At 70.8% G+C, this 19,027-nt stretch carries 18 protein-coding genes, 1 tRNA gene and 1 riboswitch; of the genes, 3 read left to right on the top strand and 16 right to left on the bottom strand.

Translation table 11 applies throughout. The features are described from left to right. Positions 1-12: 12 nt before the first annotated feature. The 13 genes from ABDW61_RS09885 to ABDW61_RS09825 all read right to left on the bottom strand — a co-directional run bounded on the left by ABDW61_RS09885 (position 13) and on the right by ABDW61_RS09825 (position 12,745). Positions 13-843, bottom strand: a complete 831-nt coding sequence (locus tag ABDW61_RS09885; RefSeq protein WP_343638287.1) for an ABC transporter ATP-binding protein — start codon at positions 841-843, stop codon at positions 13-15. Beyond that, positions 840-1,844: an iron ABC transporter permease gene (locus ABDW61_RS09880; RefSeq protein ID WP_343638286.1), complete on the bottom strand. Its 1,005-nt coding sequence runs from the start codon at positions 1,842-1,844 to the stop codon at positions 840-842. The genes ABDW61_RS09885 and ABDW61_RS09880 overlap by 4 nt, the downstream gene beginning before the upstream one ends. 8 nt (positions 1,845-1,852) lie before the next feature. Continuing rightward, a complete protein-coding gene (locus ABDW61_RS09875) occupies positions 1,853-2,827 on the bottom strand; it encodes an ABC transporter substrate-binding protein (RefSeq protein WP_343638285.1) in 975 nt (324 codons plus the stop codon). Further along, positions 2,824-3,414 carry a bifunctional adenosylcobinamide kinase/adenosylcobinamide-phosphate guanylyltransferase gene (cobU, locus tag ABDW61_RS09870; RefSeq protein ID WP_343638284.1) on the bottom strand — a complete coding sequence of 197 codons (591 nt, stop codon included), beginning with the start codon at positions 3,412-3,414 and terminating at the stop codon, positions 2,824-2,826. Before cobU ends, ABDW61_RS09875 begins: the two co-directional genes overlap by 4 nt. Before the next feature lie 71 nt (positions 3,415-3,485). Next, entirely contained in the window at positions 3,486-5,381 is a 1,896-nt protein-coding gene (locus ABDW61_RS09865; protein ID WP_343638283.1) for a TonB-dependent receptor, read from the bottom strand. A gap of 91 nt (positions 5,382-5,472) precedes the next feature. Further along, a riboswitch (cobalamin riboswitch) is annotated at positions 5,473-5,742 on the bottom strand. After that, on the bottom strand, positions 5,738-6,298 hold the full coding sequence (locus tag ABDW61_RS09860) for a hypothetical protein (protein ID WP_343638282.1): 561 nt from the start codon (positions 6,296-6,298) through the stop codon (positions 5,738-5,740). Its footprint overlaps the riboswitch before it by 5 nt. Position 6,299: 1 nt before the next feature. Next, the gene (gene pth, locus ABDW61_RS09855; RefSeq protein WP_343638281.1) at positions 6,300-7,049 is read right to left on the bottom strand and encodes an aminoacyl-tRNA hydrolase; all 750 of its coding nucleotides are present in this window, start codon (positions 7,047-7,049) and stop codon (positions 6,300-6,302) included. Positions 7,050-7,175: 126 nt separating this feature from the next. Further along, positions 7,176-7,796, bottom strand: coding sequence for a 50S ribosomal protein L25/general stress protein Ctc (locus ABDW61_RS09850; RefSeq protein ID WP_343638280.1), 621 nt, complete (start codon positions 7,794-7,796; stop codon positions 7,176-7,178). Between the two features lie 115 nt (positions 7,797-7,911). Next, positions 7,912-8,874, bottom strand: coding sequence for a ribose-phosphate pyrophosphokinase (locus tag ABDW61_RS09845; RefSeq protein ID WP_343638279.1), 963 nt, complete (start codon positions 8,872-8,874; stop codon positions 7,912-7,914). A gap of 70 nt (positions 8,875-8,944) precedes the next feature. Further along, a tRNA-Gln gene (locus tag ABDW61_RS09840) sits at positions 8,945-9,021 on the bottom strand. 38 nt (positions 9,022-9,059) lie between these two features. After that, complete coding sequence (ispE, locus tag ABDW61_RS09835; RefSeq protein ID WP_343638543.1) at positions 9,060-10,127, bottom strand: 4-(cytidine 5'-diphospho)-2-C-methyl-D-erythritol kinase; 1,068 nt, start codon at positions 10,125-10,127, stop codon at positions 9,060-9,062. Between the two features lie 183 nt (positions 10,128-10,310). Continuing rightward, positions 10,311-10,907 carry an outer membrane lipoprotein LolB gene (locus ABDW61_RS09830; RefSeq protein WP_343638278.1) on the bottom strand — a complete coding sequence of 199 codons (597 nt, stop codon included), beginning with the start codon at positions 10,905-10,907 and terminating at the stop codon, positions 10,311-10,313. Next, positions 10,907-12,745: a tetratricopeptide repeat protein gene (locus tag ABDW61_RS09825; RefSeq protein WP_343638277.1), complete on the bottom strand. Its 1,839-nt coding sequence runs from the start codon at positions 12,743-12,745 to the stop codon at positions 10,907-10,909. The genes ABDW61_RS09830 and ABDW61_RS09825 overlap by 1 nt, the downstream gene beginning before the upstream one ends. Positions 12,746-12,837: 92 nt before the next feature. On the opposite strand from ABDW61_RS09825, the gene mutM reads away from it, so the two are divergent. The 3 genes from mutM to ABDW61_RS09810 all read left to right on the top strand — a co-directional run bounded on the left by mutM (position 12,838) and on the right by ABDW61_RS09810 (position 15,282). Then, positions 12,838-13,689, top strand: coding sequence for a bifunctional DNA-formamidopyrimidine glycosylase/DNA-(apurinic or apyrimidinic site) lyase (mutM, locus tag ABDW61_RS09820; protein WP_343638276.1), 852 nt, complete (start codon positions 12,838-12,840; stop codon positions 13,687-13,689). A 52-nt stretch (positions 13,690-13,741) separates the two neighbouring features. Continuing rightward, the gene (gene mutY / locus ABDW61_RS09815) at positions 13,742-14,797 is read left to right on the top strand and encodes an A/G-specific adenine glycosylase (protein ID WP_343638275.1); all 1,056 of its coding nucleotides are present in this window, start codon (positions 13,742-13,744) and stop codon (positions 14,795-14,797) included. 128 nt (positions 14,798-14,925) lie between these two features. Next, a complete protein-coding gene (locus ABDW61_RS09810) occupies positions 14,926-15,282 on the top strand; it encodes a hypothetical protein (protein ID WP_343638274.1) in 357 nt (118 codons plus the stop codon). Positions 15,283-15,440: 158 nt separating this feature from the next. Here ABDW61_RS09810 and rapZ read toward each other — a convergent pair whose 3' ends face one another. Genes rapZ through ABDW61_RS09795 form a run of 3 tightly spaced genes read right to left on the bottom strand, consistent with a single transcriptional unit; the run spans position 15,441 to position 18,990 of the window. Beyond that, the gene (gene rapZ / locus ABDW61_RS09805; RefSeq protein WP_343638542.1) at positions 15,441-16,352 is read right to left on the bottom strand and encodes an RNase adapter RapZ; all 912 of its coding nucleotides are present in this window, start codon (positions 16,350-16,352) and stop codon (positions 15,441-15,443) included. Between the two features lie 20 nt (positions 16,353-16,372). Then, positions 16,373-18,115 carry a DNA repair protein RecN gene (gene recN / locus ABDW61_RS09800; protein WP_343638273.1) on the bottom strand — a complete coding sequence of 581 codons (1,743 nt, stop codon included), beginning with the start codon at positions 18,113-18,115 and terminating at the stop codon, positions 16,373-16,375. Further along, on the bottom strand, positions 18,115-18,990 hold the full coding sequence (locus ABDW61_RS09795; RefSeq protein WP_343638272.1) for an NAD kinase: 876 nt from the start codon (positions 18,988-18,990) through the stop codon (positions 18,115-18,117). Before ABDW61_RS09795 ends, recN begins: the two co-directional genes overlap by 1 nt. Positions 18,991-19,027 lie beyond the last annotated feature (37 nt).

Raw genomic sequence — 19,027 nt, 5'->3', positions numbered from 1 at the left:
GACATCGTTCCTTCAGGCATTGAGCGCCACCCACCGCCCCTGCACCCGCAGGATCAGCAAGCGGTGGTGGAAGACGCGCTGCAGCGCGTCGTGCGTGGCGGGATCGTGGGGCGCGCCCTGGTGGACGATGCGGCCCTCGTCCATGACGACGAGCGTGTCGGCCTGCAGCGCGACATTGAGCTCATGCAGGACGCTGACGACCGCACCCCCGCTGGCGACGCGCTCGCGCACGAGCCGCGCCCAGTCGCTCTGATGCGGCGGATCGAGGTGGGCCAGCGGCTCGTCCATCAACAGCACGCCCGAGCGCACCGCCAGCGCCCGCGCCAGCAGCACCCGCTGGCGCTCGCCGCCGGAGAGGCTGCCGAGCGCGCGCTCGCGCCAGTCCCAGCTCTGGGTCTGGCGCATGGCGTGTTCGACGGCCGCGTGGTCGGCGGCGCTCGCCGGCGCGAGCCACGGTTGATGCGGCAGGCGGCCGAGCATGGCGACGTCGTAGGCGGTGAGGTCGTCGGACGCCGCTTCGTTCTGGCCCAGCCACGCGACGTGGCGCGCGCGCTCCTTGGCCGGCCACGCGCTCCAGGGCTTGCCGTCGAGCGTGAGCGCGCCGTCGAACGGCAGCAGCGCGGCCATGGCGCGCAGCAGCGTCGACTTGCCGGCACCGTTCGGGCCGACGATCGCGGTCCATGCGGCGGGAGCCGGCGCGAGGGTCAGCGGCCGCAGCACTTCGCGCGGGCCGAGCGAGAGCGAGCGCAGCTCGATGCGCAGCGCGGGCACGCGGCCGAGGTCCACGGGCGCGGCAGCACCGGTGGCGTCGCGCTCGGCGGGGAAGCGGGCGGCGCCGTTCATCGCGCGCCTCCGGCACCGCCGAAGTGGGCTTTGCGCCGGTGCATGAGCCACAGCAGGTAGCTGCCGCCGAGCAGCGCGGTGATGATGCCCACCGGCAGCTCCTGCGGGGCGATGACCCAGCGCGCGGCGATGTCGGCCGCGAGCAGCAGCGCGCCGCCGGTGAGCGGCGACAGCAGCAGCAGCGCGCCGTGCGTGGTCGGGCCCCAGCTGCGCACGAGGTGCGGCGCGACCAGGCCGACGAAGGCGATGAGCCCGCATTGCGCGACCGCCGCGCCGGTGGCCAGCGAGAGCGCCGCGATGAGCAGCAGGCGGATGAGCGTGAGCCGCTGGCCGAGCGAGCGCGCGGTGTCCTCGCCCAGCGTGAGCGCGTCCAGCGCGCGGCTGCTGCCCAGCGCGACGAGCAGGCACAGCGCGAACGAGGCGGCCATGACCTGCACCGCGCTCCAGCCGACGTAACCGGTGCTGCCGAGCATGAAGGCCTGCATGGCGCGCAGGATGTCGGGATTCATGAGCGTGAACAGCGCCGCGCCGGAGCCGAGCACGACACCGACGACGACGCCCGCGAGCAGCAGGCGCAGGCTCTGCGTGACGCCGCGCGCCAGGACCAGCGTGAGCAGCACCGCCCCGACGGCGCCGGCGAAGGCGGCGCCGGTCATGCCCACGCGCAGCGCGAGCGCGGCCGCGGCCGGCGAGACGCCCATGACGAAGAGCAGCGCGGCGACGCCGAGCGAGGCGCCCGCCGAGCAGCCGAGCAGGTAGGGATCGGCGAGCGGGTTGCGGAACAGGCCCTGCGCGATGGCGCCAGCCAGCGCGAGCAGCGCGCCCGCGAGCCAGGCGCCGATCGAGCGCGGCGCGCGGATGTCCCAGAGGATGAGGCGCATGGTGTCGCCGCCCTCGGTCCAGGGACTCCAGCCCATGCTGCCGATGGCCAGGCCCAGCGCGAGCAGCACCGCGCCCAGCGCGAGCAGCGCGGCGAGCTGCGTCAGCGTGCGGCCGCTCATGGCGTGCATCAACGCATGCCTCCGGGCGGGGCGTTGAAGGGCACCGTGGGCAGCGGCACCGGGCCGTTGGCGGCGTCACGCAGGCAGCGCGCCATCAGCGCGGCCGCCTCGGACATGCGCGGGCCCGGGCGCACAAGGACGTCGGACTCGGCCGGGATCCAGACGCACAGGCGCTGGTTCTTGACTGCGCGGATGGCCTGCCAGCCCGGGCGCTGCGGCAGGCCCGGCGCGTTGCGCTGGCCGACCATGATGACCTGCGGGTCGGCGCGGACGATGAATTCGGGGTTGAGCTTGGGGAAGGGGCCCAGCTCGGCCGGGATGATGTTCCTCGCGCCCAGCCGCGTGAGGATCTCGCCCATGAACGAGGCCGTGCCCGCGCCGTAGGGGCCGGCATCGACCTCGTAATAGACGCTCAGGCCGCGCGCGCCAGGCGGCAGCGTGGCGGCGCTCTGCGCGATGTGGCCGTCGATGCGGTTCCACAGGCGGCGCGCGTCGTCCTCCTTGCCCAGGATCTGGCCGACCTTGCCGAGCACGCGCTGGACGTCGGTCATGCTCCTGGGCTCGAGCGCGACGACCTTCAGTCCCAGGCCTTCCAGCCGGTCGATGACCCGCGCCGAGACACCCAGCAGGACGACGTCCGGCTTGAGCGCGACCAGCGCCTCGATGCTGGTGTCGTCCAGGCCGCCGAGCCGCGGCAACTTCTGCACCGAGGCCGGGAAGTTGGAGAAGCGGTCGACGCCGACGAGCTTGGCGCAGTCGCCGAGCTCGCAGATCGTCTCGGTGAGCGAGGGCAGCAGGCTGACGATGCGCTGCGGCACGACCGGCAGCGCGACGGCATGGCCGCGATCGTCCTTCAGCGTGATGGGAACGACAGGCGCGCTCGGCGCGGCGAGGAGCGGCGCGGCGGTGAGCGCGGCAGCGAGCGCCGCGCCCGCCATGCCCATGAGGCGCAGCGCGCGCGGGAGCAGGGTCATCGGATTCATTGGTCGCCCTCCAGGGGTTGCGGGCTGTGCGGGTTCTCCACGTCGATCACCGGCCGCGTCCACGGCTGGCCGGCCACCATCAGGGTCAGCTCGCCGCACTGGCGCGCGACGAGCTGGTTGAGCCGGCCCAGCTCGTCGACATAGGCGCGCACCTCGCGCCCCATCGGCATGACGCCCCAGCCGACCTCGTTGGAGACGAAGACCACCGGCGAGGCGAGCTGCGGCAGCAGGCGCTGCAGGCCGGCGCATTCGGCGCGCCAGTCGTCGAGCCGCGGCGCGCCGTCCATCGGCATCAGCCAGTTGGTGAGCCACAGGGTCAGGCAGTCCACCACGAGCAGGCGGCGCGGCGAGGACTGCGCGCGCAGCGCGTCGCACAGCCGCAGCGGCGCCTCGACGGTGTCGAAGCCGGCCGGGCGGTCGGCGCGGTGGCGGGCGATGCGCTCGCGCATCTCGTCGTCATGGGCCTGGGCCGTGGCGATCACGGTGACCTGGTGCCCTGGCGAGCGCGCCCAGCGCAGCGCGAGGCGCTCCGCATGGCGCGACTTGCCGCTGCGTTGGCCGCCGACGATCAGGTGATGAGCGGACATGCGGGTCTCCCTGGCGATGAAGGCGTGTGGGCGGTGCGGGCAGTGCGGGCGGTGTGGGCGATGCCGCGACCTTACAGCGACGGCGTGTAGCGCAGCGAGACAAACCAGGTCCGCGGCGCCTGCTGGTAGTAGTTCGCCGTCTGGTACGCGCGGTTGAAGGCGTTGTCGACGTTGAGCTGCAGGCGCCAGTCCTTCGCGAGCGCGCGCTGCGCGTCGAGGTTGAGCAGGCCGTAGCCGGCCAGGCGCGTCTTGTTGGCCGCGTCGTCGAAGCGCTGGTCCGAGCCAACGAGGTTCGCGCCCAGCGTCCAGGCGCTGAGCGCGGTTTCCGCGCGCAGCGTGCCGAAGCGCTTGGCGCGGCGCTGCAGGACCAGACCGGTGCGGGCGTCGGTGGGATCGAGGAAGTCGACCGTGGCGCTGAGCCGCACCGGACCGAGCTGCGCGCCGCCCTTGAGGCTGGTGCCCTTGAGCAGCGCCCGCGCGACGTTGGTGTAGCAGCCCAGCGTCGCGCGGCACGTGCCCGCGGCGCCGAAGGCGATCAGGTCGGTGACGCGGTTGTGGAAGGTGGTGAGCGCGAGGTCGAAGCCGCCCTGGCTCCAGGCCAGGCCGGCCTCGCGGTTGTGCGCGCGCTCGGGCCGCAGCGCCTCCACGCCCGGCTTGGCAGTGTCGGGGCCGTAGATGCTGCCGCGCTGGTAGAGCGTCGGCGCACGGAAGGCATTGCCCGCCGAGGCCGTGACGCGCCAGCCGCCGCCGAGCTTGTAGCCCGCCGCGAGGCTGCCGGTGTCGATGCCGCCGAACTCGCTGTCGTCGTCATGGCGGCCGTGCGCCTGCAGGCTGAAGGCGTCCAGCGTGGCGAGGTAGCTCAGGCCGATCGCGTTCTGGCTGCGCGTGTCCTTGCCGCCGGCGATCAGCTCGGCGTTGGCGAGGCGGTCCTCGCGGCGTTCCAGCACGCCATTGAGCTGGTGCTGGTCGTTGAACTTGTAGAAGCCCAGCAGCGAGGCGCTGCGGATGCGCGTCCTGGAGAGGTAGGGCGCGCTGGGCCGGGTCTCGTAGTTCTCCTCGGACTGGCCGACGGAGAGCTGCGAGGACAGCGCCTGCGACCAGGTCGACTTGAGGCTGAGCTTGGCGGCCAGCGTTTCGGTGATGCCGCGGTCGTCGGCGTTCTTGCCGGCGTCGTAGCCGACGTCGCTGCGGCTCTTCAAGCCAAGGAACTCCAGGCGCTGGCCTTCGGCCACGCGGCCGCCCAGGCGCAGGCTGCCGTTGTAGTTGCGCCAGCCGTCGCGGTCGGGGTTGTAGCTCTTGTTCTCGGTGCGCGTGTAGGCGTTGAAGCCGGTGCCGCGATCGACGGCGAGCGAGGCCGCGTAGTCGAACACCGCGCTGCCGCCGCTGAGGACGACATCCGCCTTGGCCTGGCCCAGGTTGCCGCCGCCCACGCCGAATTCCCAGCGCGCCGGGCCGCTGCCCTGACGGGTGAAGATCTGCACGACGCCGCCGATGGCGTCGGAGCCGTAGAGCGCGCTCGCCGGGCCCTTCAGGACCTCGACGCGCTCGATCAGCGACAGCGGCAGGTTCTCCCAGCGCGCGCCGCCGGTGGACTGGCCGTCGATGCGCACGCCGTCGATGAGGACCACCGTGTGGCGCGTCTCGGCGCCGCGCACGAAGACCGAGGTCGTGTTGCCCGGACCGCCATTGCTGGTCATCTGCAGGCCGGCGACGTTGCGCAGCAGCGCGGCGATGTTGCCCAGGCCCTGGCGCTCGATGGTGTCACGATCGATGACGGTGAGGTCGGCCGCGACATCGGATAGCTTCATCGGGCTGCGGGTGCCGGTGACGGTGACCTCGTCGAGACGGGTGGTGGAGGAGGGCGCCGATTGCGCCGACTGCGCCGAGACGGCCGAGGCGAAAGCGATCGGCGTGAGGACGAGCAGCGAGCGGGCAGCCAGGCGCGCGCGCGAGACGAACGGAAGCATGAGGAGCGGACCAACGACGGTTCAGGGCCCTGCTCACCCGCAGGACGCCTGAGGAAACGGCACCCGTAACGTCCCGATGCATCGGGATCGCTGGCAGGTACCACCTGTTGGCCGGTATCCGGGCTGGTGGCCGCTGCCTGCATCCTTCCCAGCGCTCGCGCGCCAGTGGACACGGGGACAGGCAGTGCCGGCGGCGAGCCGGGCATCCTGCGTCAGGATCGCGGTCGCGCGGCCGGCGGCCACTTACCGTTGCGGGGACAGCTCAGGTTGGCGAGCGCATCGGGGACGCGCCGGCTTCCTGATTCCCGTTTAACTGCACGGACGCAATGTCCGCGCGAGCACCAACGGCGCGCATTCTAGCGAGACCTGGCATCGCCGCCCCTGCGTGCCTTGCCTGTCTGAGGAGGCCTGGGCTCCTTGGTCATCTTGCGGGCCTTCGCGGTTGGCGTCGGCGGCAGCGAGGGCTCTGGCGGCTTCGGCACCTTGGGCTTCTTCTTCGGTGGCTGCTTCGGATCCTTGGGCTTGGGCTTCTTCGGATCGGCCGGCTTGGCGGGGCGCGTCGCCGGCCGCTGGGCCGCCAGCCGGCCGTCGATGCCGGCGGCGGGCGCGGGCGCCGCGGCGGCGAGCCGCTCACGCTCGCGCTGGCGCGCGGCCAGTTCACGGGTCTCCACGGCGACGCGCCGGCGGGCCTCGGCCGCGGCCTTCGGGTCGACCTCGTCCTTGGGCAGTTCGAGCGCGCGGCCCTGGCCGTCGGGGCAGGGCCCATCGCGCAAGTCCTGGCCCTGCGGGCCGCAGCGGTGATAGCTGCGTGGCGCGTCCTGCGCCGCCGGGCGCGCCGGGGGCCGCTGCGCCTGCGCCGCGCCGAACATGAAGACCAGGAACACAGTCGTCAGGATCGAGGCGGCGCGAAGCGGCATGTCAGTCTCCGGAAGAGGGGGGCGCCAACGAGGGCGCGTTCGAGGTCGCAGGCGAGCTTGGGCTCGCGGTCGAAGTCGAAGTCGAAGTCGAGGGTGTGGCGGGAGCAGCCTCGGCAGCAGGGGCGCCGGGCTTCGGAGGCAGGTGGGCCGGTCTGGGCGGCTTGGGCCGCGGCGGCTTCGCGTGCAGCTGCGCCACGGCCTTGGCCATGTCGCCGGCGGTCATCAGCTTGAAGGCCTCGAGGGACTTGCCGATGCAGTCCTCGACGGCCTGGCGTTCCGCCACCGGCGGCTTGCGCAGCACGTAGCCCGCCACCTCGCCCTTGTGGCCCGGATGGCCGATGCCCAGCCGCAGCCGCCAGAAGTTGCCGCTGCCCAGCTGGGCCTGCATGTCCTTCAGGCCGTTGTGGCCGGCATTACCGCCGCCTTGCTTGAGCTTGAGCTCGCCCGGCGCGATCTCGAGCTCGTCATGGATGGCCAGGATCTCCTCGGGCTCGATCTTGAAGAAGCGCGCCAGCGCCGCCACCGACTTGCCCGAGAGATTCATGTAGGTCATCGGCTGCAGCAGCCAGATCGGGCCGGACGCCCCCGGCGCGTCGTTCACCCGCGCCACCAGGCCGTGGTACTTCGTGTCCAGCTGCGGCGTGACCTTCAGACCGCGCGCCAGCGCGTCTATCCACCAGAACCCGGCGTTGTGGCGGGTGTCCTCGTATTCAGGGCCGGGATTGCCCAGGCCGACAAAGAGACGAATCATGAGGCGGAATTATCAGTGGCAGGCCCAAAAGCAGAAGGCCCCTCGAGGGGGCCTTCCTTGGAGGGAGTTCCATCGGGAACTCCCGCGCGGATCGCGGTCCTCGTCAGGTCCGCGTCAGGCAAGAATTTACTTCTTGCCCTTCTTCTTGCCGGCGTCCGGCGCCGGAGCGGCGGCGACGACGATCTCTTCCACCACCGGCGGCACCGGGGTCGCGACGACCGGGTTCGGCTTGCCGTGCGTGACGACCTTGATGTGGTCGGCCAGCTTCAGGTCGTTCACGTGGATCGAGTGGCCCATCGTCAGACCGCTCAGGTCGACTTCGATGAACTCGGGCAGCTGCTGCGCCAGGCAGGTGATTTCCAGCTGGGTCAGCACGTGGTTGACGGTGCCCTTGTCGGTCTTGACGGCCGGCGACTCGGCTTCGCCCACGAAGTGCAGCGGCACCTTCTTGGTGATGCGGGTCGTGGCGTCCACGCGCTGGAAGTCCACGTGCAGCACTTGCTGCTTGTACGGGTGCATCTGGAAGTCACGCAGCAGCACTTGCGTGGTCTTGCCGTCCACTTCCATGTCGAGGATGGAGCTGTGGAAAGCTTCCTTCTTCATGGCGTGGTACAGCGCGTTGTGGTCCAGCTCGACCAGGGCCGGCTCGCCGGCGCCGTAGACGATGCCCGGAACCTTGCCGGCGTGACGCAGGCGGCGGCTCGCTCCGGTCCCCTGCAGCTTGCGCTCGAAAGCGACGAATTTCATATCAATCTCCAAATGGACGCCGCGCCACCATTGACGCTGCGGTTGAAGGCCCCGCGACCAGGCGCCTTCGTGAAAAGGCCGCCGTCCTCGCGGACCGCGGCCTGAACGCTTGTGATCAGAAGTTGTTGTTCTGCTCCGAGAACAACGAGGTCACCGATTCGCCGTCCGAGATGCGGCGGATGGTCTCGGCGAACAGGAAGGCGACCGACAGCTGACGGATCTTGCCGCAGGCCTTGGCGGCCTCGGACAGCGGGATCGTGTTGCTGATGACGACCTCGTCCAGGAGCGAGCCGGCGATGCGCTCGATCGCCGGGCCCGACAGGATGGGGTGGGTGCAGTACGCGAAGACGCTCTTGGCGCCGCGGTCCTTCAGGACCTCCGCCGCCTTCACCAGCGTGCCGGCGGTGTCGATCATGTCGTCCATGATCACGCAGTTGCGGCCGTCGATCTCGCCGATGACGTGCATCACTTCGGAGACGTTGGCGGCCGGACGGCGCTTGTCGATGATCGCCAGGTCGCAGCCCAGCTGCTTGGCCAGCGCGCGGGCGCGCACCACGCCGCCGACGTCGGGGCTCACGACCACCAGGTCGCTGTAGTTGCGGGCCTTCAGGTCCGACAGCAGCACCGGCGAGGCGTAGATGTTGTCGACCGGGATGTCGAAGAAGCCCTGGATCTGGTCCGCGTGCAGGTCCATCGTCAGGACGCGCTCGACGCCGACGGTTTCCAGCAGGTTGGCCACGACCTTGGCCGAGATGGGCACGCGCGTCGAACGCGGACGGCGGTCCTGGCGCGCGTAGCCGAAGTAGGGGATCACGGCGGTGATGCGGCGCGCGCTGGCGCGCTTCAACGCATCGACCATGATGAGCAGCTCCATCAGGTTTTCGTTGGTCGGCGCGCAGGTGGGCTGGACCACGAAGACGTCGCGGGCGCGGACGTTCTGTTGGATCTCGACAGCCACCTCACCGTCGGAAAACCGACCGACCACGGCTTTGCCGAGCTCGAGGCCCAGATGCGTGGCGATTTCTTTGGAGAGGGACGGGTTTGCGTTACCCGTGAAGAGGACGGTATTGAGTAGCACAGCGGGCCATCCTTAGATTTATGGCCCGGTGGCCAACCCAGCGGGTCCCGGATTGAACTGACTGAGAATTTGGCAGGGGAGGAAGGACTCGAACCCTCGCATGTCGGAATCAAAATCCGATGCCTTAACCAACTTGGCGACTCCCCTACACAGGACATTGTTCGTGGAACAACACCCTACAACCTTCAATCTGCCGCCCAATCCCGCAGGGGATGAACCGTCAGACTGCGACACATCTTTCCGACCCAACCGTCCGGCAGTTCCGAGAACTCGCTTTCCGGTGTCGCCTTGAGATTGCTCTCCAGGCCGGTGACCTTGTCTATTTCCTGCGCCGCGATTTGCTTTGCATGTCGCTTCACGCTTTGTTTCGCGTTCGGCGAGGGCTGAACTATAGCAAAAACTGCACTGCCTGAACCCGTCATCCGAGAATTTTCGTAGCGGGTTTGCAACCATTCAAGCGCTGTCGATACTTCGCGGCTGGCAGCTTCGGCGGGCGGTTGCAGATCATTTCTGCCCCATCCTTCGTACAGCTGCTGCACGAGTATCTCCGGCGTTTGGTGATCGCCAGACATACTGTCTTCGCGTTCACCCGAGCTATTGGCTTCGTTGCGGGGAATTCTCGTTGCCGAGAGTTCTTCGCTGCGTTTGCCGTTCGCTGCAGGAAAGCCCGCTACTATAGCCACGCTTTTTGACCTTTGCAACAGGGGGCTCGAAAAAATTTCCTTGGTGCCGATGCTGACCGCCGGTTTGACGACCGCCAGCCGCAGCTCCGGCACCTCGATCGGGGTGAGGATCTCGCCGATGCCTTCGACAAAGGCGTTGCGCCCGCCGACGAAGAAGGGCACGTCCGCGCCCAGCTTGAGCGCGATCGGCAGCAGCCGTTCGCGCGGCCAGTGCAGGCCCCAGAGCCGGTTCAGCGCCAGCAGCGTGCTGGCCGCGTCCGACGAGCCCCCACCCATGCCCGCCCCCGAGGGCAGCCGCTTCTCGATGTGGATGTCCGCGCCGAAGCCGCAGCCGCTGGCCTGCTGCAGCGCCCTTGCGGCGCGCAGGCACAGGTCGTCCGGCGGCAGCGCGTCGCCGCGGTCGTGGCGCTGCAGCGCGCCGTCAGCGCGGCGCTCGAAGTGCAGCGTGTCGGCCCAGTCGATCAGCACGAACAGCGATTGCAGCAGGTGATAGCCGTCCGGCCGCTTCCCGACCACATGCAGGAACAGGTTGAGCTTGGCCGGCGCCGGCACGTCATAGAGCGCCTTCAGCGGCGCCGCGGGAACTTGAGAGGTCATGGACGTCGACATGGCGGGGGAGTATGCCGCCGGGTTCGCGGGAGTTTCGAGGGCGTCGCGCGTGCGATTGACAAACTGCGCGTGATTCCCTCGTGAAAACTGCTCGAAGAATTCCCCGCGATATTTTGTGGATATGACGGGTGGACGCCGAATGGATCAGGGCGCGGCGGCCGCGTCGAGTTTCAAGCGCAGCGTGGCCAGCGGCTCGGGTCCATTGGGATTGAGCCGCTGAGCGGAGATCAATTGATCCGCGAAGCGCCGCAGGTCGACCTGCCAGCCGAGTTGCTGGAAGCCTTGTTCCCCAGCGCTGCGCGAAGGCGCCTGCGGCCACGGCCGGCCGCGCAGCCAGTCGAACAGCGCCTGCACCGGCAGCGGCTCGCCGAGCAGCTCCTGCGTGAGGGCATCGATGTCGTCGTAGGCGCGGTCGCCGTCGGGCGTCTTCAGCCAGGCCGAGCCCGGCTGCCAGCTCACGCGCGCGACCAGGCTGCCCATCGGGCTGCTCATCTCGAGCTGGCCGCGGCGCGGATCGCCGAGCAGCTCGAAGCTGGCGTTGACGTTCTGTCCGCGCTGGCTGCCCGAGGGCGGGACGATCAGCCCGAACTTGCCGGTCAGCCGCGGCGCGTTGGCGAGCGCGGCGGCCTCGGATTCCGAGGCCTTGGGCACCGCGCTGCAGCCGCCCAGCGCCGCCGCCGCGAGGACCGCCGGGCCGGCGAGCGCGGCCAGCGCGCCGCCGTTGAACTGCCGCCGCCGCATCAGGGGCGGACCTGCAGGCGCTGCATCGCGGACTGGAGCGCCTCGTTGCGCGGATCGCGGCGGGCGGCGTCGGCGAAGAGTCTGCGCGCCTCGTCCTGCTTGCCGGCATTCCAGAGCACCTCGCCGAGGTGGGCGGCGATTTCCGCGTCGGGGCGCGAGCCGTAGGCCTGGCGCAGCAGGCGTTCGGCCTCGCCGAGGCGGCCCAGGCGGAACTCCACCCAGCCCATGCTGTCGACGATGAAGGGCTCGCCCGGCGCGAAGCTCAGCGCCTTGGAGATCAGGTCGCGCGCCTCCTGCAGGCGCTCGTTGCGATCGGCCAGCGAGTAGCCCAGCGCGTTGTATGCGTGGTAGTGCTGCGGCTTGAGCTGGATCACTTTCTGCAGCAGCGCTTCCATCTCCTGCGCGCGGCCCAGCTTCTCGGCCATCATCGATTGCTCGTAGAGCAGGTCGGCGTCCTCGGGCGTCTTCTCGATGGCCTGGCCGAGCAGGTCATAGGCGGCCTGCCACTGCTTGTTCTCGCGCAGCAGCTGGGACTCGGCGAGCACGCGGGCGCGGCGGTCCTGGTCGCGTTCGGAGGAGAGCTGCTGCAGCAGCTTGCGGCCTTCGTCGAGCTTGCCCTGGCGCGCCAGCAGCGAGGCGCGGCGGTAGGCGATGTCGAGGTTGCCTGGCGCGGCCTCGAGGCCGGCCAGGCGCTTCTCGGCGGTCTTGAAATCGCCGCGCATCTCCGCGGCCTGCGCGAGCAGCAACTGGCCCTGCAGCTTGGCTTCCTTGTCGGCGCGGTCCAGGCCGGCGGCGGCGATGGCGCGCTCGGCCAGCGTCGACGCGGCGGGCTTGTCGACCATCTTCAGGTAGCGCTGCAGCGCGTCCTCGGCGGCGTCGGGATGCTGCAGGTCCAGCTCCAGCGAGCCCAGCGCCAGCCAGTGACCGGGCTCGTCCGGAGACTCCTGCGTCAGCAGGCGGAACTCGCGCGCCGCATCGCCGGGCCGCTGGGCGCGGGCCAGCGCGCGCGCGTAGGCCAGGCGCAGCGACTGCTTGTCGGGATGGGCCTGCAGCTCGGCGGTGATCAGGGCCTCGGCCTCGGGGCGGCGCGGGAGCAGCTCCAGCGCCATCAGCAGCGGCTCCTCGCGATCCGGGAAGTCCTTGGCCGCGGCGCGGACGTGGACCAGCGCGGTCTCGAAGTTGTCCGCGTTCTTCGCGAACTGCGCCAGCACGAGCAGCGCGGCGAAGCGGGTCTCGGGCTTGGCGGCGGCTTCGCGCAGCATCGGCTCGAAGGCCTCCTGCACGCGCGCCGGCTCGGGGTTGCGCTGGAACAGGCCGGGCAGCGACGCGATCACCGAGCCGCGGCTGTCGGCCGGCGTCAGCGTCAGCAGCGAGCGCAGCACCGGCGGCACCTCGGCCGGGCGGTTCAGCAGCGCCAGCAACTGGACCAGCGTGCGATGCGCCTCCAGCGAGGTCGGCACCGCGTCGCGCCAAGCGCGCGCGGCGATCACGGCCTGGTCGCCGGCGCGGGCCTGCAGCGCGATCTGGACGACGCGGCGGAAGAGGTCCTCGTCGCTGCCGCGGCGGGCGGCGTCGAGCAGCACCTGGTAGGCGACGCCGGGCTGGCCGCCTTGCAGTTCGAGCTCGCCGACCAGCAGCTGATAGAACATCGGCGCGTCGAGGTCGGAGTTGACGACCGGCGCGGAGGCGGCTGCCTCCGGGGTTTCCGCGGCGGCGGGGGCGGACGGTGCGGCGGAGGGGGGCGCGGCCTCGTTCGGCGGGGCGGTGCGGGCGTGGGCGGCGCAGCTCAGGGCGAGGGCGGCGAAGAGCCACCGGGGGTGGCGCACGAGGGCGGGCATGGGGAGACTCCTGAACTGTCCTGGAAGGCCTGGCGGGCAAGCCGTGGACCATTCTAGGAGGGCGCGCGCGAGGCCGCGCCTATGATCCGGGGATGCCCGAGTTACCGGAAGTTGAAGTTACACGACGAAGTTTTGCCCCGGCCATCGCGGGGGCGCGCGTGCTCGATGTGCGGCTGGGAAAACCGCTGCGCTGGCCGCTCGGCGTGGCGGCGCAGCGGCTGATCGGACGGCGCGTGGGCGAGGCGCAGCGGCGCGGCAAATACCTGTGGCTGCCGCTGGAGCCGGCCGGCGAACAACCCGGCCATCCGGACGGGGAGGGCGGCGGGCTGCTGATGCACCTGGGCATGTCGGGCTCGCTGGCGTTCCGCGAGCAGCCGCCGGCGGCGGGGCCGCACGATCACTTCGACCTGGTCACGGACCGCGGCGTGCTGCGGCTGACCGATCCGCGCCGCTTCGGCGCGGTGGTGTGGTCGGACGGGCTGGACGTGGAGCCGGCGGCCAAGCTGCTGGCGCGCATCGGGCTGGAGCCCTTCGACATCGAGTTCCACGGCCCCTATCTGCATGAAGGCCTGCGCGGCCGGCGCGTCGCGGTGAAGCAGGCGATCCTGGCCGGCGATGTGGTGGTCGGGGCGGGCAACATCTATGCGTGCGAGGCGCTGTTCCTGGCGGGCGTCGATCCGCGGATGGCGGCGGGCAAGCTCAGCCGGCCGCGCGCGGCGAAGCTGGCGGCGGCGCTGCGGCAGGTGCTGGGTGAGGCGCTGGAAGCCGGCGGCAGCACGCTGCGCGACTTCAAGGACGCGCACGGCGTGGCGGGCAGCTTCCAGATGCAGGCGCGGGTGTACGGACGCGAGGGCGAGCCCTGCCGCCAGTGCGGCACGACGATCCGGCGCATCGTGCAGGGGCAGCGCTCGACCTTCTTCTGTCCGAGCTGCCAGAAGCGATGAGGCGATGGAGCGATGCCAGCCCGCGTGAACTTCGCTGGAACGAACGATGCCGATGACCGATGACGATCTGAGAGCCCGCGTGGACGCGGTGCGTGGCGATTTCGCGCCGCGGCTGCTGGCGTGGCAGCGCCGCGAGGGGCGGCACGACCTGCCGTGGCAGAACACGCGCGATCCGTATCGGGTGTGGCTGTCGGAAATCATGCTGCAGCAGACGCAGGTGACGACGGTGCTGGGCTACTACCGGCGTTTCCTGGAGCGATTTCCGAACGTGGCCGCGCTGGCCGCGGCGCCGAACGACGAGGTGATGGCCGCGTGGGCCGGGCTGGGTTACTACAGCCGCGCGCGCAATCTGCACAAGTGCGCGCAGGCGGTGGTCGAGCGCCATGGCGGCGCCTTCCCGCGCAGCGCGGCCGAGCTGGCGGAGCTGCCCGGCATCGGCCGCTCGACGGCGGCGGCGATCGCGTCGTTCTGCTTCGGCGAGCGGGTGGCGATCCTGGACGGCAACGTCAAGCGCGTGCTGGGGCGGCTGCTGGCCTTCGATGGCGATCTGGCCTCGGCGGCGCAGGAGAAGCGCCTGTGGCGCGAAGCGCAGGCGCTGCTGCCGGAGTCGCCGCAGGACATGCCGGCGTACACGCAGGGGATGATGGATCTGGGCGCGAGCCTGTGCGCGACGCGCAGTCCGCAATGCCTACTCTGCCCAGTGAGTTCGCTGTGCGCGGGGCTGGCGGAGGGCGAGCCGGCGCGCTATCCGATCAAGACGAAGAAGCTCAAGCGCGGGCAGCGGGAGAGCTGGTGGCTGTGGCTCGAGCACGAAGGGCGGGTGTGGCTGCAGCAGCGGCCGCCGCAGGGCGTGTGGGGCGGGCTGTGGACGCTGCCGCTGTTCGACGACGAGGCGGCGCTGACGGCGCAGAGCGCGGCGCTGGGCGTGGCGGCGCCGGAGACGCTGCCGCGGGTCAAGCATGTGCTGACGCATTTCGACTGGCTGCTGCATCCGCGGCGGGCGCTGCTGCCGCGCGAGACGCGGCCGGCGGGCGAGGGCGTGTGGGTGGCGCGGGAGCGCTTGTCGGAGTACGCGTTGCCGGCGCCGCTGAAGAAGCTGCTGGACTGAGCGGCGGAGAGTGTGCGGCGCGGGGCGGCCCCGCCTGCCTCAGGGGTTCCGCCGGTCTGTGGGCAGGGCGGCTCCGGTATGCTCGCGCGATCGCCGCGCAGCGGCCAAACACGACAGTCAGGGACATCATGTCGAACGCCTCGCCCAGGCCCTCCGCCGCGCTGAAGAGCGCGCTCGAATCCGCCTTCATCGCGCTGCTGGCCAGCGGCGCGTGCCTGTGGTTCCTGATCAGCGATTCGCAGATGGACGATGTGGATCCGGCGCGGGCGGCGATGTTCGGGATCGGGCTGTTCTGCGCGCTGGTGGCGCACTGGGTCTACATGGGGTTGGCGCTCAAGCGCGCGGGCCGCGGCGTGGTGCTGTGGATGATCGCGCTGGTCTGCCTGGTGCCGTTCTCGTCGGTGGTGCTGGGGATCCTGCTGTTCAACCAGGCGCAGGAGATGGAACTCCAGGCGCAGGAAAAAGGCGGCGCGAGTGCCGCTTGAGCCATTCCCTGGCGCTTCGAACTCCCTCGCCCCCGGAACTCCCTCTCCCCGCAAGCGGGGCGAGGGAGTTCCAGGCGCGAAGGAGTTAGCGCTCGAGGGAGTTCAAAGGGCGAGGGAGTTGGAACTCTAGGGAGTTCAAAAGGGCGCGAGTCAGCCCCTCAGCGCGCGTCCAGTTCCCGATGCCGCTTGAGCACCTGCCCGTGGAAGGCGAACTGCTTGGCCAGCGTCTCCACGAGGTACACCGAGCGGTGCTGCCCCCCCGTGCAGCCGATCGCCACCGTCAGATAGCTGCGCTGATCCTGCGCGAAGTTCGGCAGCCACTGCGCGATGAACGCGCCGATCTGGCTGAGCATCAACCGCACCTCCGGCTGGCCCTCCAGATAGGCCGCCACCGGCTCGTCGCGCCCGGTGAACGGACGCAGCTCGCGGTCGTAATACGGATTCGGCAGCACGCGCACGTCGAAGACGAAATCCGCGTCGCTCGGCACGCCGTGCTTGAACGCGAACGACTCGAATACCAGCGTCAGCGATGAGCCGCTGACCCGCACCAGATCCCTCAGCCATCCGCGCAGCTGCGCGGGCCGCAGCTGGCTGCTGTCGATCACCGTGGACTCCATCCGCAGCGAGGTCAGCAGCTCGCGCTCCAGTGCGATCGCCTCCTGCAGCGCGCGATGAAGGTCGCCGTCCTGCGGCTCATCCTGCCGCGCGCGCAGCGGATGGGGCCGGCGCGTCTCCGAGAACCGGCGCAGCAGCGTGTCGTCGTCGGCGTCGAGGAAGATCGAGCGCAGCGTGACGCCTTCCTGGCGCATCGTCTTGATGTGCTGCAGCAGCTGCGGCAACGAGCCCGCGCTGCGCACGTCGACCGCGATGGCCACGCGGCGCCAGCCGCGCTGGCGTTCCAGTTCGAGGAACTGCGGCAGCAGCTCCGGAGGCAGGTTGTCGACGCAGAAGAAGCCCGCGTCCTCCAGCGCATGCATCGCGATGGACTTGCCGCCGCCGGACATGCCGGTGACGAGCACGACCTCGCCGCGCGGCGAGCTGGCGGTGGGCGTGGCCTGCGGCGCGGGCACCGGGGCGGTGTTGGGCGCGCTCACGGCTTGACCTTCCTGCTGCTGCTGCTCGGGGCGCTGGGGGCGCCGGCGGGGCTCGCGGCCTGGGCCGGCGCGGTGCGGGCGGAGAGCTCGAGCATCTCCTGCGCATGCGCGAGGGAGGTCGACGACAGCCGTTCGCCGCCGAGCATGCGGGCGATCTCGGCGGTGCGGGCTTCGCCGGCGATGGGGCGGACGTCGGAGTTGGTCTTGCCGTCCTTGAGCGCCTTGGCGACGAGGAAGTGCTGATCGGCGCAGGCGGCGACCTGCGGCAGGTGGGTCACCGCGAGCACCTGCACGCGCTGGCCGAGTTGCTTCATCAAGCGGCCGACGGTCTCCGCGACGGCGCCGCCGACGCCCGCATCGATCTCATCGAAGATCAGCGTGCCGGCGCCGCTGTTCTGCTGGCTGGTGGTGACCGCGATGGCCAGCGCGATGCGCGAGAGCTCCCCGCCGGAGGCGACCTTGGCGAGCGGGCGCGGCGTGCTGCCGGCGTGGCCGGCGACGAGGAACTCGGCCGACTCCAGCCCGAAGCTCTGCGGCTCGTCCTGCGGCAGCAGTGCGATCTCGAAGCGGCCGCCGGCCATGCCGAGTTGCTGCATCGCCTGCGACACCGCATTCGACAGCGCCGGCGCCGCCTTGGCGCGCGCGGTGCTGACGCTCTTGGCTTCCTTCTGGAAGCGCTTGAGCGCGGCCGTCTGCCTGGCCTGCAGCGCGTCGAGGTCGGATGCGGCGTCGAGCTGCGCGAGTTCCGTCTTCCATTCCTCCAGCAGCGCCGGCAGTTCCGCCGGCTGGCGCCGATAGCGGCGCGCGAGTGTCACCCACGCGGACACGCGCTCGTCGAGCTGCTGCAGCCGGTCCGGATCGAGGTCGGCGGCGTTCAGATAGGAGCTGAGGCTGTGCGCCGCGTCCTGCAGTTGCGCCTGCGCGCCGAGCAGCGCGTTGACGGTGTCCTGCAGGCCGGCGTCGTACTCGAGCACGTCCTGCAGCGCGGACAGCGCCTCGTCGGTGAGCGATTCCGCGTTGATCTCGGCCTCGGCGATGCGCTCGAGCGCGCCGCGGGCCGCGTCCATCAGCGACTGCGCATGCGACAGGCGCTGGTGCTCGGCGTTGAGCTCGTCCCACTCGTCGCTGCCGGGGGCGAGCCGGCCGACCTCGCTGACCTGCCAGCTCAGGCGCTCGTGTTCGCGGGCCAGGTCGGCCTGCTTCGATTGCGCGGCGGCGAGGGCCTCGGTGGCCTGGCGCCAGTCGGCGAAGGCGGCGGCCATCGGCCTGGTGTCGATGCTGGCGTAGTTGTCGAGCAGCTCGCGCACGCTGGCGGGGCGGGTCAGGCCTTGCCAGGCGTGCTGGCCGTGGATGTCGAGCAGGTGTTCGGCGAGTTCGCGCAGCTGCGCCACGGTGGCGGTGCCGCCGTTGATCCAAGCGCGGCTCTTGCCCTGGGCGTCGATGACGCGGCGCAGGAGCAGGGTGTCGCTGGCGCCGTCGCTGGAGGCCTCGAAGCCGGCGTCCTCGAGCCAGGGGGCGAGGGCGCGGGGGCGGTCGAACTCGGCGGCGATCTCGGCGCGGGCGGCGCCTTCGCGCACGACGGCGGCGTCGCCGCGGGAGCCCAGGGCGAGCTGGAGGGCGTCGATGAGGATGGACTTGCCGGCGCCGGTTTCACCGGTGAGGGCGGAGAAGCCGGCGGAGAAGTCGAGCTCGAGGGCCGGGACGATGACGAAGTCTTTCAGGCTGAGGCGGCGAAGCATCAGGTGGTTCCTTCGTTCCAGCGGAGTTTGCGCCGGAGGGTGGCGTAGTAGCTCCAGCCGCGCGGGTGGAGGAAGGGGGCGCGGTGCTGGGAGCGGCGCACGGTGATGCAGTCGCCGTGCAGGAGGGAGGCCAGGGCTTGCATGTCGAAGTTCACCGAGGCGTCGCGGCCGGCGACGATGGTGAGGCGGACCTCGCCGGAGTCGGGCAGGACGATGGGGCGGTTGGACAGCGCGTGGGAGGCGATGGGCAGGAGGACCCAGCCGGCGATGCCGGGGTGGAGGATGGGTCCGCCGGCGGAGAGGGCGTAGGCGGTGGAGCCGGTGGGGGTGCCGACGATGACGCCGTCGGCGCGCATGTTGGCGACGAACTCGTCGCCGACGTCCACGCGCAGTTCGACCATGGCGGCGGTGGCGCCGCGGGAGACGACGACGTCGTTGAGGGCGACGCCGGAGAAGATCTGCTCGCCGTCGCGGATGACGGCGCCTTCGAGGAGGGAGCGGTGTTCGATCTCGAAGTCGCCGTTGAGGATGGGGGCGAGGGCGTCCTTGAACTGGTCGGCGGAGATGTCGGTGATGAAGCCCAGGCGCCCCTGGTTGATGCCGACGAGGGGGAGGCCGTAGCGGGCGACCTGGCGGCCGAAGCCGAGCATGGTGCCGTCGCCGCCGACGACGATGGCCAGGTCGCACTGGGTGCCGAGTTCGGCGTGGGTCAGGGCGGGGAGGCCGGTGATTCCGGTGGAGTCGGCGGTTTCCTTTTCAAGGGAAACATCCAATCCCTGGGAGGCGACAAAATCGGCAATCTCTTCCAGGATGGGGCGGATGCCCCGCGACTGGGGTTTTCCGACGATGGCCACGTGACGGAAGCGCTTGGACATAGCGGGGAATTACACCACAGGGGATGTGACCGGACCG

It is taken from the genome of Roseateles sp. (genome assembly GCF_039595595.1).
GTDB lineage: Bacteria > Pseudomonadota > Gammaproteobacteria > Burkholderiales > Burkholderiaceae_C > Roseateles.
Note: the sequence above shows the minus strand (reverse complement) of the source record. Positions and strands in the feature narration are given on the sequence as shown.

Excerpts from the sequence above, each read along its gene's own strand:
- ABDW61_RS09875 (WP_343638285.1), bottom strand. The coding sequence starts at position 2,827 with ATGAATCCGATGACCCTGCTCCCGCGCGCGCTGCGCCTCATGGGCATG.
- ABDW61_RS09825 (WP_343638277.1), bottom strand. The coding sequence starts at position 12,745 with ATGCCCGCCCTCGTGCGCCACCCCCGGTGGCTCTTCGCCGCCCTCGCC.
- mutM (WP_343638276.1), top strand. The coding sequence starts at position 12,838 with ATGCCCGAGTTACCGGAAGTTGAAGTTACACGACGAAGTTTTGCCCCG.
- ABDW61_RS09885 (WP_343638287.1), bottom strand. The coding sequence starts at position 843 with ATGAACGGCGCCGCCCGCTTCCCCGCCGAGCGCGACGCCACCGGTGCT.
- ABDW61_RS09865 (WP_343638283.1), bottom strand. The coding sequence starts at position 5,381 with ATGCTTCCGTTCGTCTCGCGCGCGCGCCTGGCTGCCCGCTCGCTGCTC.
- pth (WP_343638281.1), bottom strand. The coding sequence starts at position 7,049 with ATGATTCGTCTCTTTGTCGGCCTGGGCAATCCCGGCCCTGAATACGAG.
- ABDW61_RS09850 (WP_343638280.1), bottom strand. The coding sequence starts at position 7,796 with ATGAAATTCGTCGCTTTCGAGCGCAAGCTGCAGGGGACCGGAGCGAGC.
- ABDW61_RS09795 (WP_343638272.1), bottom strand. The coding sequence starts at position 18,990 with ATGTCCAAGCGCTTCCGTCACGTGGCCATCGTCGGAAAACCCCAGTCG.
- cobU (WP_343638284.1), bottom strand. The coding sequence starts at position 3,414 with ATGTCCGCTCATCACCTGATCGTCGGCGGCCAACGCAGCGGCAAGTCG.
- ABDW61_RS09880 (WP_343638286.1), bottom strand. The coding sequence starts at position 1,844 with ATGAGCGGCCGCACGCTGACGCAGCTCGCCGCGCTGCTCGCGCTGGGC.
- ABDW61_RS09830 (WP_343638278.1), bottom strand. The coding sequence starts at position 10,907 with ATGCGGCGGCGGCAGTTCAACGGCGGCGCGCTGGCCGCGCTCGCCGGC.
- mutY (WP_343638275.1), top strand. The coding sequence starts at position 13,742 with ATGACCGATGACGATCTGAGAGCCCGCGTGGACGCGGTGCGTGGCGAT.
- ABDW61_RS09810 (WP_343638274.1), top strand. The coding sequence starts at position 14,926 with ATGTCGAACGCCTCGCCCAGGCCCTCCGCCGCGCTGAAGAGCGCGCTC.
- recN (WP_343638273.1), bottom strand. The coding sequence starts at position 18,115 with ATGCTTCGCCGCCTCAGCCTGAAAGACTTCGTCATCGTCCCGGCCCTC.
- ABDW61_RS09860 (WP_343638282.1), bottom strand. The coding sequence starts at position 6,298 with ATGCCGCTTCGCGCCGCCTCGATCCTGACGACTGTGTTCCTGGTCTTC.